14 protein-coding genes are annotated in these 14272 nt (G+C 71.2%); 4 read left to right on the top strand and 10 right to left on the bottom strand.

Annotated elements, in window-relative coordinates; all coding sequences use genetic code 11:
* The 3 genes from KVT45_RS48045 to KVT45_RS48035 form a co-directional block, all read right to left on the bottom strand.
* Positions 1–504: pirin family protein (locus KVT45_RS48045; RefSeq protein WP_217558604.1), on the bottom strand; the 504-nt coding region annotated here is incomplete at its 3' end.
* Between the two features lie 124 nt (positions 505–628).
* On the bottom strand, positions 629–1423 hold the full coding sequence (locus KVT45_RS48040) for a polysaccharide deacetylase family protein (RefSeq protein WP_254648421.1): 795 nt from the start codon (positions 1421–1423) through the stop codon (positions 629–631).
* A gap of 5 nt (positions 1424–1428) precedes the next feature.
* Complete coding sequence (locus KVT45_RS48035) at positions 1429–2313, bottom strand: polysaccharide deacetylase family protein (RefSeq protein ID WP_217558588.1); 885 nt, start codon at positions 2311–2313, stop codon at positions 1429–1431.
* Positions 2314–2403: 90 nt separating this feature from the next.
* Here KVT45_RS48035 and KVT45_RS48030 point away from each other — a divergent pair, with 90 nt between their 5' ends.
* Positions 2404–3582, top strand: a complete 1179-nt coding sequence (locus KVT45_RS48030; RefSeq protein ID WP_308311095.1) for a class I SAM-dependent methyltransferase — start codon at positions 2404–2406, stop codon at positions 3580–3582.
* A gap of 131 nt (positions 3583–3713) precedes the next feature.
* Here the strand turns inward: KVT45_RS48030 and KVT45_RS48025 are convergent, their stop codons facing one another.
* The 5 genes from KVT45_RS48025 to KVT45_RS48005 all read right to left on the bottom strand — a co-directional run bounded on the left by KVT45_RS48025 (position 3714) and on the right by KVT45_RS48005 (position 9159).
* On the bottom strand, positions 3714–4976 hold the full coding sequence (locus KVT45_RS48025) for an RNA polymerase sigma factor (RefSeq protein WP_217558566.1): 1263 nt from the start codon (positions 4974–4976) through the stop codon (positions 3714–3716).
* A 63-nt stretch (positions 4977–5039) separates the two neighbouring features.
* Complete coding sequence (locus KVT45_RS48020) at positions 5040–5396, bottom strand: YciI family protein (RefSeq protein WP_217558557.1); 357 nt, start codon at positions 5394–5396, stop codon at positions 5040–5042.
* A 125-nt stretch (positions 5397–5521) separates the two neighbouring features.
* Complete coding sequence (locus KVT45_RS48015) at positions 5522–6526, bottom strand: LCP family protein (protein ID WP_217558632.1); 1005 nt, start codon at positions 6524–6526, stop codon at positions 5522–5524.
* Between the two features lie 152 nt (positions 6527–6678).
* Complete coding sequence (locus KVT45_RS48010; protein ID WP_217558555.1) at positions 6679–8025, bottom strand: endo-1,4-beta-xylanase; 1347 nt, start codon at positions 8023–8025, stop codon at positions 6679–6681.
* A 102-nt stretch (positions 8026–8127) separates the two neighbouring features.
* On the bottom strand, positions 8128–9159 hold the full coding sequence (locus KVT45_RS48005) for a LacI family DNA-binding transcriptional regulator (RefSeq protein ID WP_217558545.1): 1032 nt from the start codon (positions 9157–9159) through the stop codon (positions 8128–8130).
* A gap of 141 nt (positions 9160–9300) precedes the next feature.
* On the opposite strand from KVT45_RS48005, the gene KVT45_RS48000 reads away from it, so the two are divergent.
* The gene (locus KVT45_RS48000) at positions 9301–11604 is read left to right on the top strand and encodes a glycoside hydrolase family 3 N-terminal domain-containing protein (RefSeq protein WP_217558542.1); all 2304 of its coding nucleotides are present in this window, start codon (positions 9301–9303) and stop codon (positions 11602–11604) included.
* A 3-nt stretch (positions 11605–11607) separates the two neighbouring features.
* Here KVT45_RS48000 and KVT45_RS47995 read toward each other — a convergent pair whose 3' ends face one another.
* Complete coding sequence (locus KVT45_RS47995; protein ID WP_217558526.1) at positions 11608–11853, bottom strand: DUF397 domain-containing protein; 246 nt, start codon at positions 11851–11853, stop codon at positions 11608–11610.
* A complete protein-coding gene (locus tag KVT45_RS47990) occupies positions 11850–12683 on the bottom strand; it encodes a helix-turn-helix transcriptional regulator (RefSeq protein WP_217558511.1) in 834 nt (277 codons plus the stop codon). The genes KVT45_RS47995 and KVT45_RS47990 overlap by 4 nt, the downstream gene beginning before the upstream one ends.
* 117 nt (positions 12684–12800) lie before the next feature.
* Here KVT45_RS47990 and KVT45_RS47985 point away from each other — a divergent pair, with 117 nt between their 5' ends.
* Positions 12801–13472: a DUF998 domain-containing protein gene (locus KVT45_RS47985; RefSeq protein WP_217558502.1), complete on the top strand. Its 672-nt coding sequence runs from the start codon at positions 12801–12803 to the stop codon at positions 13470–13472.
* A complete protein-coding gene (locus tag KVT45_RS47980) occupies positions 13469–14128 on the top strand; it encodes a helix-turn-helix domain-containing protein (protein WP_308311094.1) in 660 nt (219 codons plus the stop codon). The genes KVT45_RS47985 and KVT45_RS47980 overlap by 4 nt, the downstream gene beginning before the upstream one ends.
* Positions 14129–14272: the final 144 nt, after the last annotated feature.

The raw sequence follows: 14272 nt of genomic DNA, 5'->3' as shown, positions 1-14272 counted from the left end.
GTCCTGCCACCGGCGGACTGGCGGCTGCCGGGGACGGTGGGATCGGGCCTCGCGGCCCTGGTCCTGACGGGGTGGAGCAGCGCACGGCTGGGGGCGGCGGCGGGGGGACCGGCGGTGGGGCGGCACGGGGTCGGCGGGGGGCCCGCCGGCGGCCCGGTGGGTGTCGTTCTTCTCCGAGTGCAGGATGCCGGTGCCGGCGCTCATCCGCTGGGCCAGGCCCGGGTAGATCACGCCGGGGTGGCCGCCGGAGTCCTGGTGGACCAGCGAGCCCTGGAGCACCCAGGTGACGATCTCCATGTCCCGGTGCGGGTGGGTCTCGAAGCCCGTGCCCGGCTGCACCACGTCCTCGTTGTTGACCAGCAGCACCCCGTGGTGCGTGTTGGCCGGGTCCGGCCGGTGCGTGCCGAGGGAGAACGAGTGCTTCGAGTCCAGCCAGGACAGCCGGCTCGCGAGCCGCGCGTCACCGCGCCGCACCTCCACACCGGGTGTCAGTAGTGCGCTCATGTTGTGCCCCCTGCTCCGCGCGAGGATCCATTGACGTGAATATTCAAGTTAACACGGATCCATCGTGCTCGTACTTGACGGAGAAGGGCGACATCGTTGACTTGATGATTAAAGCCACACCGGGCTAGAGGTAGTCCTCAAGCCGACCCACCGTCAGCCCGCTCGCCTGCACCCGGCGCAGCAGCCGGGTGGTGCGCTCCCTGAGGGTCGGTCCGAGTGCCTCGTCGGGGCCCACCAGGACGATGTCGCCGGGGCGGAGCTGCTTGTCCCCGTTCCGGTAGGTGATGCCGTCGGGTGTCATCGCCGCCCGCCAGAGGACCACCGCCGTGACACCGCAGTCGGCGGCCGCGCGGAGGGTGGTGGTGTCGTAGGTGCCGTAGGGCGGGCGGAAGAGGCGGGGGCGGATGCCGAAGCGGGACTTCAGCTTCTCCTGCTGGCCGCAGATCTCGGCGCGCTGGCCCGCGTACGGCAGACCGGACATGGCCGGGTGGTCGAGGGTGTGGTTCTGGACGCTCGCGCCGACCGACTGGAGGCGGGCGAAGTGGCCGTAGCCGGGGCCGACCACGCTGTCCGTGAGGAACATGCTCACCGGCAGGCGCAGTTCGCGGACCATGTCGACGAAGCGGGGGTCCTTCTCGGCGCCGTCGTCGTAGGTGAGGAAGACGACCCGGTCGGACGTGGGGATGTGGTCGACGACCGGCGGCAGGGCGGTACGGAAGGCCAGCGGGTGCAGCGGCGGGCGGGGCGCCGGGGAGAGGGGCGCGGCCAGGCCCCACTGGCGGTATGCGGGCACGCCGGCCGGGCCGTGCGGGCGTACCCGGTCGGCCGCCTTCCTGCCGAGCCGTTCGATGGGGTCGACGGACGGCGCGCAGGCCGACAGGAGGAGGGCGGCGGCCAGCAGCGCGGCCGTCGCCCTCAGTCGGCTCACAGGTAGTCCTCCAGGCGCGCCACCGCATAGCCGTCGCGGGTGACCTTGTTCAGAAAGCGGCGCATGTCGTCGACCATGGTGCCGTCCCAGTCGTTCCGGCCCCGGAAGTGCGTGAGGACGATGTCACCGGGGTGCAGTCCGCGGTCCCACTCGCGGTACTCCCAGTGGTCGACGAACACCTCCTCGTCCCAGATCGGCGCGTACTTGATGCCGCAGGCCTTGGCGGCGCGCAGGGTGTCGCCGTTGTAGTTGCCGTAGGGCGGGCGGAAGACCGTCGGCGCCTTGCCGAACTGCTTCTTCATGATCTCCTGCATGCCGCAGATCTCGTGCTTCTGCTCGTCGTAGGTCAGGCCCGGCAGGTAGGGGTGGGTGAGGGTGTGGTTGTTGAGGGTGTGCCCCTCGGCCTGCATCCGGCGGAAGTAGCCGTAGTCGTCCTTGACCAGGTAGTTGCTGAGGAACGCGCTGTAGGGGATCCGCAGTTCGCTCATCATCCGCAGGAAGTCCGGGTCCTTCTCGGCGCCGTCGTCGATGGTGAGGAAGACGACCTTCTTCCTGGTCGGGATCGTGGTGAAGACCGGGGGCAGGTCGTCCTCCACCTGGCCGTCCACCTCGAAGCCGTCGCGAGCGGTGATCCTCGGCTTGAGCTTCGGCGGGGCCGGGGGCCGCAGCGGGACCGCGTCCAGCCCCCAGCGCCGGGCGGCGGCGACCAGGGCGGCACGGGAGTCGGGAGCGGCACCCTGGTGGGCCTGCTGGCCCGCGGCGGGGCGGACCTCCGCCCCGCTCCCCGGTCCGGCGCAGCCGGAGACGACGGCGACGGCTGCGGAGAGGGCGGCAACGGCGAGTACTGCCCTATTCTTGTCATTTTGTCCGACTGCTCGCATGGCGTCGGATCCTTCCAGGCACCTCCCCCGAACCCGGGCAGACACCGCGGCCGGAGGCGAACCATCCACCGACTGGCCGACAATGACCCGGTGAACGACCATCTCTCCCCCCTCCTCACCCCCGAGGGCCGCGCCCTCCTCGACGAGGTGCGCGGCACCGCGCCCGCCGACGAGCTCGCCGTGGCCACCCGGCTGCGCCGCGAGCACCCCGCCGAGCTGGTGTCGGCGGCGCTGGCCCAGGCCCGGCTGCGGCAGCGGGCGGCGGCGAAGTTCGGGGACGCGGACGCGGGCCGCATGTTCTTCACGCCGAACGGGGTCGAGCAGTCGACGCGGGCGAGTGTCGCCACGTACCGGGCTCAGCGGCTGAAGGCGCTCGGGGTGACCTCGGTGGCCGACCTGTGCTGCGGGATCGGGGGCGACGCGATCGCGCTGGCGCGGGCCGGGATCCGCGTCCTCGCCGTGGACCGGGATCCGGTGACGGCGGCCACCGCGCGGGCGAACGCCGACGCGCTCGGGCTCGCCGGCCTGATCGAGGTCCGGGAGGCGGACGTCCAGGAGGTGGACACGGCCGGCCACGACGCCGTCTTCGTCGACCCGGCCCGGCGCGGCGGCCGCGGCCGCATCTTCGACCCGGAGGCCTACTCACCGCCCCTGTCCTGGGCGGTCGAGGCCGCGTCGACCGCCCGCGTGGCCGCGCTGAAGATCGCCCCCGGCATCCCGCACGAGGCGGTCCCTGCGGCCGCCGAGGCGGAGTGGATCTCGGACGCGGGTGACGTGAAGGAGGCCGTCCTCTGGTTCGGCACCGGTGCCCCGGGAGCCGTCCGCGCCACCCTCCTCCCGGGCCCGCGCACCCTGCTCGGCCGCGGCCTCCCCGACCCAGCGGTCCGGCCGGTCGGCCGTTACCTGTACGAGCCGGACGGCGCCGTCATCCGCGCCCACCTGGTCGCCGAGGTCGCCGAGGAGCTCGCCGGCGGTCTGGTCGACCCGACGATCGCGTACATCACGGCCGACGCGCTCCGGGCCACCCCCTACGCGACGGCGTACGAGATCACCGACGAACTCCCCTTCAACGTCAAGAAGCTGAAGGCACTGCTGCGCGAGCGCGAGGTCGGGAACCTGACCGTGAAGAAGCGCGGGTCGGCGGTGGAGCCGGAGGAGCTGCGCAGGAAGGCCCTGCCGAAGCCGCAGGGACGCAACACGGCGATCGTCTTCCTGACCCGGGTGGCGGGCGCCCCGACCATGCTGCTGGGCCACCCGGCACGTCCCTGAGCGCTCCGCTGGATGTGCCGCGATGTGCCGTCGAGCGTCCGCCGCGCCGTCGTGGCTGGTCGCGCCCGCCCGGCGGAGCCGCATATTGATACTGCCCCGCGCCCCTTCGGGGCGCTGTTGAACCGACGTGCTCAGAGCTCCCGCGCCCGCCGCAGCAGCAGCTCCCGTTCCCGCTCGTTGCGTGCCAGGCCCGCGGCCCGTTCGAACTCCGCGCGGGCCTCGGCACTGCGCCCGAGGCGGGCCAGCAGGTCGCCGCGCACGCTCGGCAGCAGGTGGTAGTCGCGCAGGGCGGGTTCGGCGGTCAGCGGGTCCACGATCGCGAGGGCGGCCGCCGGTCCGTCCGCCATCGACACGGCCACCGCCCGGTTCAGCTCGACGACCGGGGACGGGGAGCGGGCGGCCAGCAGGCCGTACAGGGTGGCGATGGCGGTCCAGTCGGTCTCCGCGTACGTGTACGCGTGCGCGTGGCAGGCCGCGATGGCCGCCTGGAGGGCGTACGGCCCCGGGGCGCCGGTCGCCGTGGCGTCCGCGCGGGCGAAGGCCCTGATGCCGCGGGCGATGAGCATGCGGTTCCAGCGGCGGCGGTTCTGGTCCCGCAGGAGGACCGGTTCGCCGTCGGGACCGGTACGGGCGGCCGTACGGGAGGACTGGAACTCCAGGAGGGAGGCGAGGGCGTGCACCTCCGGCTCCTTCGGCATCAGCCCCGAGAGCACGCGCGCCAGCCGCAGCGCGTCCTCGCACAGCGAGGGGCGCAGCCAGTCGTCGCCCGCCGTGGCCGCGTACCCCTCGTTGTAGATCAGGTAGATGACGTCCAGGACCGAGCCGAGCCGGGCCTCCCGGTCGGGGCCGTACGGCACCTCGAAGGCGATGTTCTTCGTCGCCAGGGTGCGCTTGGCGCGGACGATGCGCTGGGCGACGGTCGGCTCGGGGACGAGGAAGGCGCGGGCGATCTCGGCCGTGGTCAGGCCGCCGAGGAGGCGCAGGGTGAGGGCCGTGCGGGCCTCGGGCGACAGCACCGGATGGCAGGTGGTGAAGACCAGGCGGAGCAGGTCGTCGTCGATGTCGTCCGGGTCGGCGGGTTCCTCGGGCGGCGCCGTCGTCTCCGTGCTGCGGCCGATCTCCGCGAGCTTGCGGGCGTAGTTCTCCCGGCGCCGGACCAGGTCGACGGCGCGGTGACGGGCGGTGGCCATCAGCCAGGCGCCCGGGTTGTCGGGCACACCCTCCCGGGGCCACTGCTCCAGGGCGGCGACCAGCGCGTCCTGCGCCAGCTCCTCCGCGATGCCGACGTCCCGGACGATCCGGGCGACGCCGGCGATCACGCGGGGCGATTCGAGCCGGAAGACGGTCTCGATGGCGTGGCGCGGGTCGGCCTCGGCGGGGGGCTGTGTGCTCACAGCCCCCCATGCAACACCCACCACAGGACGGACGCCAGGAAGGTCGGCGAAGGCCGGCGAAGGTCAGCCCTCCGCGATCTCCCGGACCTCGCAGGTCACGGTCCAGAACTCCTCGTGCACCTTGAGGAACCGCTTGGTCCACTCCAGGGCCTCGGCCTTGTCCTTGCACTGCATGAGCGCGTAACCGCCGATGACCTCCTTGGACTCGGTGAACGGCCCGTCGGTGACGGAGATCTTGCCGCCCTCCCAGTGCACCCGAGTGCCCTGGGAGGTCGGCGTGAGTCCTGCGGTGTCCAGCATCACGCCGGCCTTGGTGATCTCCTCGATCAGCTCGCCCATCCGCTGCATCAGCTCCTGGCTGGGCCCCTCGGCGGGGGCGGCGGTCTCGTCGATCCGCACGAGCGACAGGTAACGGGGCATGGTGACTCCTCGGGTTCCGGCGGGGTCTCTCCCCGCATCTCACCCTTGCGTCGAACGGCCCTCCCCCGGATCGACACGCTCGCCGAAATTCCCCGAAGTTTTTTTCCGGCCCCGCCCTCCGGGCCCTACCGCAGGGACTCCCACAGGTCGCTCGCCGCCGGCTCCTTCGCGATCACCCGGTTGTGGTCGGAGGGCGCGGTCACCACGGGCATCATCACCGTCTTGACGTTGTCGGAGGTGAGGCCCTTGAGGCTCTGGCCCAGCCGCATCAGTTCGCTCAGCGAGTCCAGGCCGGTGTCGGTGGTGAGGCTGGAGGTGACCGCGTCGGCGACCTCGTAGAGTTTGGCCGGGTTGGTCAGCAGGCTGCTGGAGGCCATCTGGTCGAGGAGGGCCTTCACCAGTTTCTGCTGGAGGCCTATCCGGCCCAGGTCGCTGCCGTCGCCTATGCCGTGCCGGGTGCGGGCGAGCGCCAGGGCCTGGGTGCCGTTCAGGTGGTGGGTGCCCTTCTTCAGGTGCAGATGGCTGTCGTCGTCGTCGATGTCCTGGTCGGTGGTCACGGTCACCCCGCCGAGCGCGTCGACCAGCTTCGCGAAGCCCGAGAAGTCGATCTCCAGGTAGTGGTCCATGCGGACGCCGGTGATCGACTCGACCGTCTTGACCGCGCACACCGCCCCGCCCACCGAGTAGGCGCTGTTGAACATCGCGTTGTAGGCGACGGACGTCGAGCCGCCGGAGGACAGCGGGCAGGAGGGCCGGGTGACCAGGGTGTCGCGCGGAATGCTGACGACGGTGGCCGAGGTCCGGCCGGCGTCGATGTGGACGACCATCGCGGTGTCGGAGCGGGCGCCCGAGCTGCTGCCGCCGCCGAGCTTCTCGTTCTCCTTGCCGCTGCGCGAGTCCGAGCCCAGCACCAGGATGTTCACCGAGCCGGTGGGCAGCGGCGACGGGGAGGCGGACGCGGACGCGGCGGCCGTCGGCGTCGTCACCTCCTTCGCCGGGCGGTCGTCCCCGAGCGCGCTGTTGATGTCGACGCTCTTGATGTTGTCGTTGAGGTGCCAGTAGACCCACCCCGCGCCCGCGATGCCGAGCGTCATGACCCCCGCCAGGGTGAGGCCGACGATCTTCAGCACTCTCGACCGCCGGCCCACCCGTCTGCCCGCGTCGCCTTGCTCCTCGTGTCCCGTCACAAGGCAGGAACGTAAGTCCGAATTATTAGGGGACTGTTAGCGCGAGCGCCGCGAAGGGGTTTTCTTCGGAAAATCTCACCCTTCTCAGTCCGGTTTCAGCCCAGGGTGACGGTGGGCACCGGATTGCTTCCGCTCCAGGACGCGTTGAACCCGAAGGTGACCGAACTCCCGTCCGCCACCGTCCCGTTGTAGGAGGCGTTGGCACAGGAGACGGCCGCGCCCGACTGGGTGCAGACGGCGTTCCAGGCCTGCGTGATCTGCTGTCCGGCGCCGTACGTCCAGTTCACCTGCCAGGACGAGAGCGAGGCGCCCGAGCAGGAGATGGTCACCTGGCCGGTGAACCCGGTGTTCCACTGGCTGCTCACGCTGTAGGCGGCGGTGCAGGCACCGGTCGGTGGCGGGGTGGTCGTGGTCCCGCCGAGCGCCTCGGCGATGCCGTAGTACGCCGGTTTCGGCGCGTAGTTCGCGTCGTACGGGGTCGCCGCCCCGTACCCCGGGAACGTGCTGTCCACCCAGGAGTCGGAGTCGGTGAAGCCCCACACGGTGACGTTGACGCAGCGGCTCACCGCCACGCACGCGGCCACCACCGACTTGAAGTCGGCCTTCTGCTGGGCGAGTTTGGTGCTGTCGGAGGGCAGCGCCATCCGGATGTCCAGCTCGGTGATCGCCACGTCGACGCCCAGGTCGGCGAAGCGCTGGATGTTCTGCTGGAGGGTGGCCGGCACCTGGCCGAGGATGAGGTGGGCCTGGAGCCCGACCCCGTCGATCGGGACGCCCCGGCTCTTCAGGTCCTTGACCAGGTTGTACAGGGCCGCGCTCTTCGCGTTGACGCCCTCGACGTTGTAGTCGTTGATGTACAGCTTGGCGTCCGGGTCGGCCGCGTGCGCCCAGGTCAGGGCATTGGCGATGTAGTCGGACCCGAGGCCGTTGTACCAGAGCGTCGACCGGTAGGTGCCGTCCTCGTTGAAGGGTTCGTTGACGACGTCCCAGGCCGCGATCTTCCCCTTGTAGCGGCCGACCTCGGTGCTGATGTGGTTCTGCAGCAGGCTGCTCAGCTGGGCGGACGTCCAGGTGCCGTTCGTCAGCCAGCTCGGGTTCTGGCTGTGCCAGACCAGGGTGTGGCCGCGCACCTGCTGGTTGTGGGCCTGGGCGAAGGCGACGATCTGGTCGGCCTCGGTCCAGTTGAAAGTGCCATGTGTGGGCTCGACCGTCCCCCACTTCATGGCGTTACCCGGGGTCAGCGAGCTGAACTGGCCGCCGGCCAGGTCGCCGTAGGTGCCGGTGAGCTTGGAGCCGGTGACCGCGGTGCCGATGACCTTGCCCTTGGCGGCGGCGAGGTCGCGCAGCGGGGTGTCCGCGGCGTGCGCCGCGGGCGCCGTGAACAGCAGGGCGGCGCCGGTGACGAGTGCCGCCAGCGATGAGCCTGTCCTCAGAGATCTCATTGCGGGTGCCTCCGAAAGATTCGGTCGTACAACCGATTGGCTTCGGAGGAGTGTGGAGACGCCCGCACCACCCGTCAATACGTCAACATCCGGCCACTCCCCTCACGGAACGGAGGGCGCCGCCGTACTGCTGCGCACCACCAGGCTCGTCGCCAGCTCCACCCGGGTCGCGGTCGTCGCCTCCTCCGCCCGCCCCATCTCAAGGACCAGTCGCGCCGCCGCCTCGGCCATCTCGGTCAGCGGCTGACGTACGGTCGTCAGCGGCGGCCCCACCCAGCGGGCCACCGGCAGATCGTCGAACCCGACGATGCTCACGTCCTCCGGGATGCGCAGCCCCAGCTCGCGCGCGGCCTCGTAGAGCCCGAGCGCCTGCAGGTCGTTGCCGGTGAAGATCGCGGTCGGCCGGTCGGGCATGCGCAGCAGCTCCAGGCCGAGCCGGTAGCCGGCGTCGTGGTGGAAGTCGCCGGTCTTGACCAGGGCCTGGTCGACGGGGAGCCCGGCGGTCTCCAGCGCGGCCCGGTACCCGTCCACCCGGGCCCGGCTGCACATCATCCGGGACGGCCCGCTGATCGCCCCGATGCGCCGGTGTCCCAGTTCGACCAGGTGCCGGGTGGCGGCGAGCCCGCCCTGCCAGTTGGTGGCCCCGATGGACGGCACGTCCGGCCCCGGGTCCCCCGCCGGGTCCATCACCACGAACGGGATCGACCGGCTCAGCAGCAGCGCCCGCTGCGACTCGTCAAGACCCGACAGCACCAGCACCACCCCGTGCGGCCGCCGCGCCGCCACCTGGTCCGCCCAGGTCCGCCCGGGAGTCAGCCGCCCGGCGCTCTCACTGAGTACGACACTCAGCCCGGCGTCCCGGGCCACGTTCTCCACCCCCCGGATGACCTCCATCGCCCACGCGCTCTCCAGCTCGTGGAAGACCAGGTCGATCAGCGGCGACCGGGAGGCCTCGGCGCGGCGGCGCCGGTAGCCGTAGGCGCGCAGCAGCTCCTCGACCCGGGTGCGGGTCGCCGGGGCGACGTCGGCACGCCCGTTCAGGACCTTCGAAACAGTCGGAGCGGACACGCCGGCCTCACGGGCGATTTCGGCGAGCGTCGCCGTCTGCGTTTCTGCGGGCTTGGGAGGCGTCATGCCCGCGATCGTATCCCTGCGCTCCCCCTTGACGAAGACCTCCGCACGCCATAGGTTCCCGGAACATTCGGTGTGTGGTACGAAACATTCGTAGCAGCGTTCGTAGCAGAGAAGCCCGCAGAGAGCAGAGACGGGAGTTTCATGACCACCGCTCCTTGGCGCGACCCCGCACTGCCCGCCGCCGCCCGCGTCGACGACCTGCTCACCCGGATGACCCTGGAGGAGAAGACCGCCCAGCTGTACGGGGTGTGGGTGGGCGCCGCCACGGACGGCGACGGAGTCGCGCCGCTGCAGCGCGAGATGACCGCCGACTACGACTGGGACGAGCTGATCACCCTCGGCCTCGGCCAGCTGACCCGTTCCTTCGGCACCGCCCCGGTGGACCCGGCGCTGGGCGCGCGAGCGCTGGCCCGCGCCCAGCGCCGGATCACCGCGGCCGGCCGCTTCGGCATCCCGGCGATCGCCCACGAGGAGTGCCTGGCCGGCTTCACTGCCTGGCAGGCGACGGCCTACCCGGTCCCGCTCGCCTGGGGAGCCGCCTTCGACCCGCCGCTGGTGGAGGAGCTGGGCCGGCGCATCGGCCACGACCTCCGCTCGGTCGGCGTCCACCAGGGCCTGGCCCCCGTCCTGGACGTGGTCCGCGACCCACGCTGGGGACGGGTCGAGGAGACGATAGGAGAGGACCCGTACCTGGTCGGCACGGTCGGCTCCGCATACGTCCGGGGTCTGGAGTCGGCGGGAGTCATCGCCACCCTCAAGCACTTCGCCGGCTACGCCTCCTCCACCGGCGCCCGGAACCTCGCCCCGGTCCGGGCGGGGGTACGGGAGTTCGCGGACGTCACCCTGCCCCCGTTCGAGATGGCGCTCCGCGAAGGCGGGGCCCGCTCGGTGATGGCGGCGTACAACGAGACGGACGGCGTACCCGCGTCCGCCGACCCCCGCCTCCTGACCGAACTCCTCCGCACTGACTGGGACTTCGACGGCACGGTCGTCGCCGACTACTTCGGCATCGGCTTCCTCCAGACACTCCACCGCGTCGCCGGCACAGAGGCGGAGGCGGCCCATCTCGCCCTGGCCGCCGGCATCGACGTCGAACTGCCGACGCTGAAGTGCTACGGCCGGCCACTGGTCGCGGCGGTCAGGGAAGGCGCGATCCCGGAGTCACTCGTGGACCGCGCGGCCCGCCGGGTCCTGCTCCAGAAGTGCGAACTGGGCCTGCTGGACGAGGACTGGACCCCGGAGCCCGCGCAGGAAGGCCCGATCGACCTCGACTCGACGGCGAACCGCGCGCTGGCCCGCCGCCTGGCCGAGGAGTCCGTGGTCCTCCTGGACAACCCGGACGGCACGCTCCCCCTCGCCCCCGACACCCGCATAGCGGTGGTGGGCCCGCGCGCCGCCGACGCGCTCGCCATGCTCGGCTGCTACTCCTTCCCGTCCCACGTCCTGACCCACCACCCCGAGGCCGACCTGGGCATCGCCATCCCGACCGTCCTCGACTCACTCCGCGCCGAACTCCCGGACGCGAAGGTCACGTTCGCCGAGGGCTGCGACGTCTCGGACCCCGACACCTCGGGCTTCGAGGAGGCGGTGGCCCGCGCCGCGGAGGCGGACGTGTGCGTGGCGGTACTGGGCGACCGGGCGGGCCTCTTCGGGCGGGGCACGTCGGGCGAGGGCTGCGACGTCACGGACCTGGAGCTGCCGGGCGTTCAGGCCGGCCTGCTGGACGCATTGCTCACGACGGGCGTCCCGGTGGTCCTCGTCCTCCTCACCGGGCGCCCGTACGCACTGGGCCGCTGGCACGGCCGGCTCGGCGCGGTGGTGCAGGCGTTCTTCCCCGGGGAGGAGGGCGGCCCGGCGGTGGCGGGAGCGCTGTCGGGCCGCGTCAACCCGTCGGGCCGCCTGCCGGTGAGCGTGCCGCGCGTGCCGGGGGGCCAGCCGTGGACCTACCTCCAGCCCCCGCTGGGCCTCGCGGGCGAGGTCAGCAACCTGGACCCGACCCCGCTGTACCCGTTCGGGCACGGCCGCTCGTACACGAGCTTCGCGTGGGAGCCGACGTCACCCGCGTCAGCCGAGCTCCCCACGGACGGTTCCCACGACGTGACCCTCACCGTCCGCAACACCGGCGACCGCGAGGGTGCCGAGGTCGTACAGCTGTACCTGCACGACCCGGTGGCGTCGGTGACCCGCCCGGACGTCCGGCTGATCGGCTACCAGCGCGTGGCACTGGCCCCGGGCGAGTCGAAAAGGCTGACCTTCCATTTCCACGCGGACCTGTCAGCGTTCACGGACCGGGAGGGGGCGCGGGTGGTGGAGCCGGGGGCGCTGGAGCTGCGGGTGGCAGCGTCGAGTGCGGAGGTACGGGGCGCGGTGCGGCTCCAACTGACAGGCCCGATACGACGATTGGGGCCGGACCGGATGCTGCGCTGCGAGACGGAGGTGGAGTGACCGTCAGAGCGCGGCAGCGTGCGCGACGAAGGGGGCCCAGGCGGCGGGGGTGAGGGCGAGGTGGGGGCGGGTGCGGTCTTTGGAGTCGCGGATGCGGATGGTGGTGGGGGCTGCGGCTACTTCTATGCAGCTGTCGCCTTGGGCGCTGCTGTAGGTGGACTTACGCCAGGTCAGGGCGACTTCTATGCAGCTGTCGCCCTGATCCGTGCTGTAGCTGGACTTGAACCAGGCGAGTCGGGGGGTACTCATAGGTCTCCTCGCAGTCGCTCCAGCAGGCTCGCGGAGTCCTCGGGGGTGAGGGCCTGCGAGCGCAGTCTCGCATAGCGCTGGTGGAGGGCAGTCACGTCCTTCGGCTCGGTGATCAGCCAGCCGCTCATGTGCCCCTCCACATAGGCAAATCGGCGCCCCTCAGGCGTCTCCACAATCTGCAACGGGCCTGCCAGGCTGGCGTGTTGCTTGCGTTGCAGCGGCATGATCTGCAGATCCACGTTCCGCAGGTCTGCGTACTCCAACATCTGGTCTAGCACGGAGCGCGTCACCTCGGGACCACCCAGCTCCCTAAGCAGAACGCTCTCTTCGATGATGAAGCTGAACGCCGTATTCGGCCGACCCTGCAAAAGTTGCTGACGCTCCATACGGCGAGCCACCTGTGCCTCCACCTCCCCATCAGTAGGCGGCGGAAGCGCGTTCTCGTACACCGCACGGACGTAAAGCTCGGGTTGGAGCAGTCCGGGCACCAGCCTGCACTCATACGTATCGAAGCTGATCGCCTGCCGCTCCAGATCCGCCCACTTCCGGAACCACACTGCGAACCCGGGTTGCCGTGCCACCCGCCCAAACGCTTTCCGCAACGCACCGGTGTTCCCGAGCACCCCCTCCGCCGCATCCACAAACCCCTGGTCCGCCAACCTTCGCCCCAACTCAATCGAAGCGACCGTGTGCTTGGACAGGTGCACCCTCGCCCCGAACTCCTCCCGGCTAAGCCCCGCATGCTCCCGCAGCCCCTGCACGAACGCCCCGAACGTCTTCATGCTGTCCGACGACTCGGGCTCGCTACCCACCTCAACGCCACCAGTCATGCACTCAGAGTGATCGACGTCGAGGTGGCCCGCAGCCGAATCACACAAGCGGATAAATTTATCCGCTTAGTGTTACGGTGATGCCCGCCGACGTGGTCCGAACCCTGAGGAGTCCCCATGTCACGCAGTCGCCGGCTGTCATTGGGCGCCGTCATCCTGGTGGTGAACGCCCTGCAATGGGTGATCGCAGAAGCCGTCACCGCCGCCGCCTGGAACGATCCGCCCTACAGCTACGCCCGGAACTACATAAGCGACCTCGGCGTACCCGACTGCGGTACGCGGTTCCAGGGGCGCGAGATCTGCTCCCCCGCGCACACGCTGATGGACACGTCGTTCGCGCTCCAGGGGATCCTGTTCGCGGCCGGGGTCGTGCTGCTGGCCCGCCTGGTCGAGGGCCGGGTACGGCGCGTCCTGACCGTCCTCGGGGTCACCCACGGAGTGGCCTTCGTGCTCGTCGGCATCTTCCACGGCTCCGCGGACGGGCCGAAGTACAACCTGGTCATCCATGCCGGTGCGGCCATGGCCGGCATCCTGTGCGCCAACACGGTGGTGATCATGGCGGGACGCCTGCGGAGCCTCGGCCTGCCGCGGCCTTACCGCGTCTTCAGCGTGACGGTCGGCGTGCTGGGCCTGCTGAGCGAGCTGGGCGTGGGCATCTCGACCGGTACGGCCGGGGCGTTCGAGCGCGGCGGGGTCTACTCCTGGCTGCTGTGGAGCGCCGTGACCGGCACCCTGCTCCTGGCCGGGCGACTGCCCCGCCCGGCCGTGCTGGAGAATGTCCCGGTGTGACCCCGGACAAGCAACGCCCGCTGCGCGCGGACGCGGAACGAAACCGTCGGCTCATCATGGACACCGCCGACCGGCTGTTCGCGGAGCGGGGGGCCGTCGCCACCCTCAACGAGATCGCACGCGAGGCGGGCGTCGGGGTCGGCACCGTGTACCGCCGCTTTCCCGACCTCCAGGCACTGGTCGACGCGCTGTTCACGGAGCGGTTCACCACGTTCCTCGCGCTCGCGGCGGCGGCCGAGGAGCACGCGGACCCCGGTCAGGCGCTGCGCCACTACCTGCTGGAGGCGGCGCAGTGGCGGGCCGGGGACCGGGCGCTGGACGTCATCCTCGCCCATGCCGACCTCGACGCCCGCCCGCTCGCCGGGATGCGCGACGAACTCGGGCGTCATGTGGACGGCCTGGTGGAGCGGGCCGTGGCCGCGGGTGCAGTGCGCGAGGACTTCGCCAGCGCCGATGTGTACGCCTACCTGTACATGGTCGGCGCCGTCGTCGACCGCACCCACGACATCGCCCCCGACGCCTGGCGCCGCTACGCCGAGGTCCTGATGGTCGGCTTCGGCCTGGAACAGGCCCCGACGGCCCGGACGTCCGCGATGACCGACGCCCAGATCCGCCTGACCTGGCCCAGTCCTTCGGCCCAGCTCCCGGCCGACTAGGGGGTTGTCACCCGTGGCCGTGCAGACGGCTGTGGGCGTGGCAGTCGGAGAGCCGGAAGGAAGCGATCCTGGTGTTCCAGTTTCCGGTGCCGTCGGCCGGTTGGTACTGGTTGGTGTACCAGAACGTCCAGTCGTCCACCGGGT

The sequence above is a fragment of the Streptomyces sp. GbtcB6 genome (assembly GCF_019091475.1).
Lineage (GTDB): Bacteria > Actinomycetota > Actinomycetes > Streptomycetales > Streptomycetaceae > Streptomyces > Streptomyces hyaluromycini.
The sequence above is the reverse complement of the archived record's forward strand: the minus strand, read 5'-3'. Positions and strand labels throughout refer to the sequence as shown.

Excerpts from the sequence above, each read along its gene's own strand:
- KVT45_RS48035 (WP_217558588.1), bottom strand. The coding sequence starts at position 2,313 with ATGCGAGCAGTCGGACAAAATGACAAGAATAGGGCAGTACTCGCCGTT.
- KVT45_RS48020 (WP_217558557.1), bottom strand. The coding sequence starts at position 5,396 with ATGCCCCGTTACCTGTCGCTCGTGCGGATCGACGAGACCGCCGCCCCC.
- KVT45_RS48010 (WP_217558555.1), bottom strand. The coding sequence starts at position 8,025 with ATGAGATCTCTGAGGACAGGCTCATCGCTGGCGGCACTCGTCACCGGC.
- KVT45_RS48005 (WP_217558545.1), bottom strand. The coding sequence starts at position 9,159 with ATGACGCCTCCCAAGCCCGCAGAAACGCAGACGGCGACGCTCGCCGAA.
- KVT45_RS48000 (WP_217558542.1), top strand. The coding sequence starts at position 9,301 with ATGACCACCGCTCCTTGGCGCGACCCCGCACTGCCCGCCGCCGCCCGC.
- KVT45_RS47995 (WP_217558526.1), bottom strand. The coding sequence starts at position 11,853 with ATGAGTACCCCCCGACTCGCCTGGTTCAAGTCCAGCTACAGCACGGAT.
- KVT45_RS47990 (WP_217558511.1), bottom strand. The coding sequence starts at position 12,683 with ATGACTGGTGGCGTTGAGGTGGGTAGCGAGCCCGAGTCGTCGGACAGC.
- KVT45_RS47985 (WP_217558502.1), top strand. The coding sequence starts at position 12,801 with ATGTCACGCAGTCGCCGGCTGTCATTGGGCGCCGTCATCCTGGTGGTG.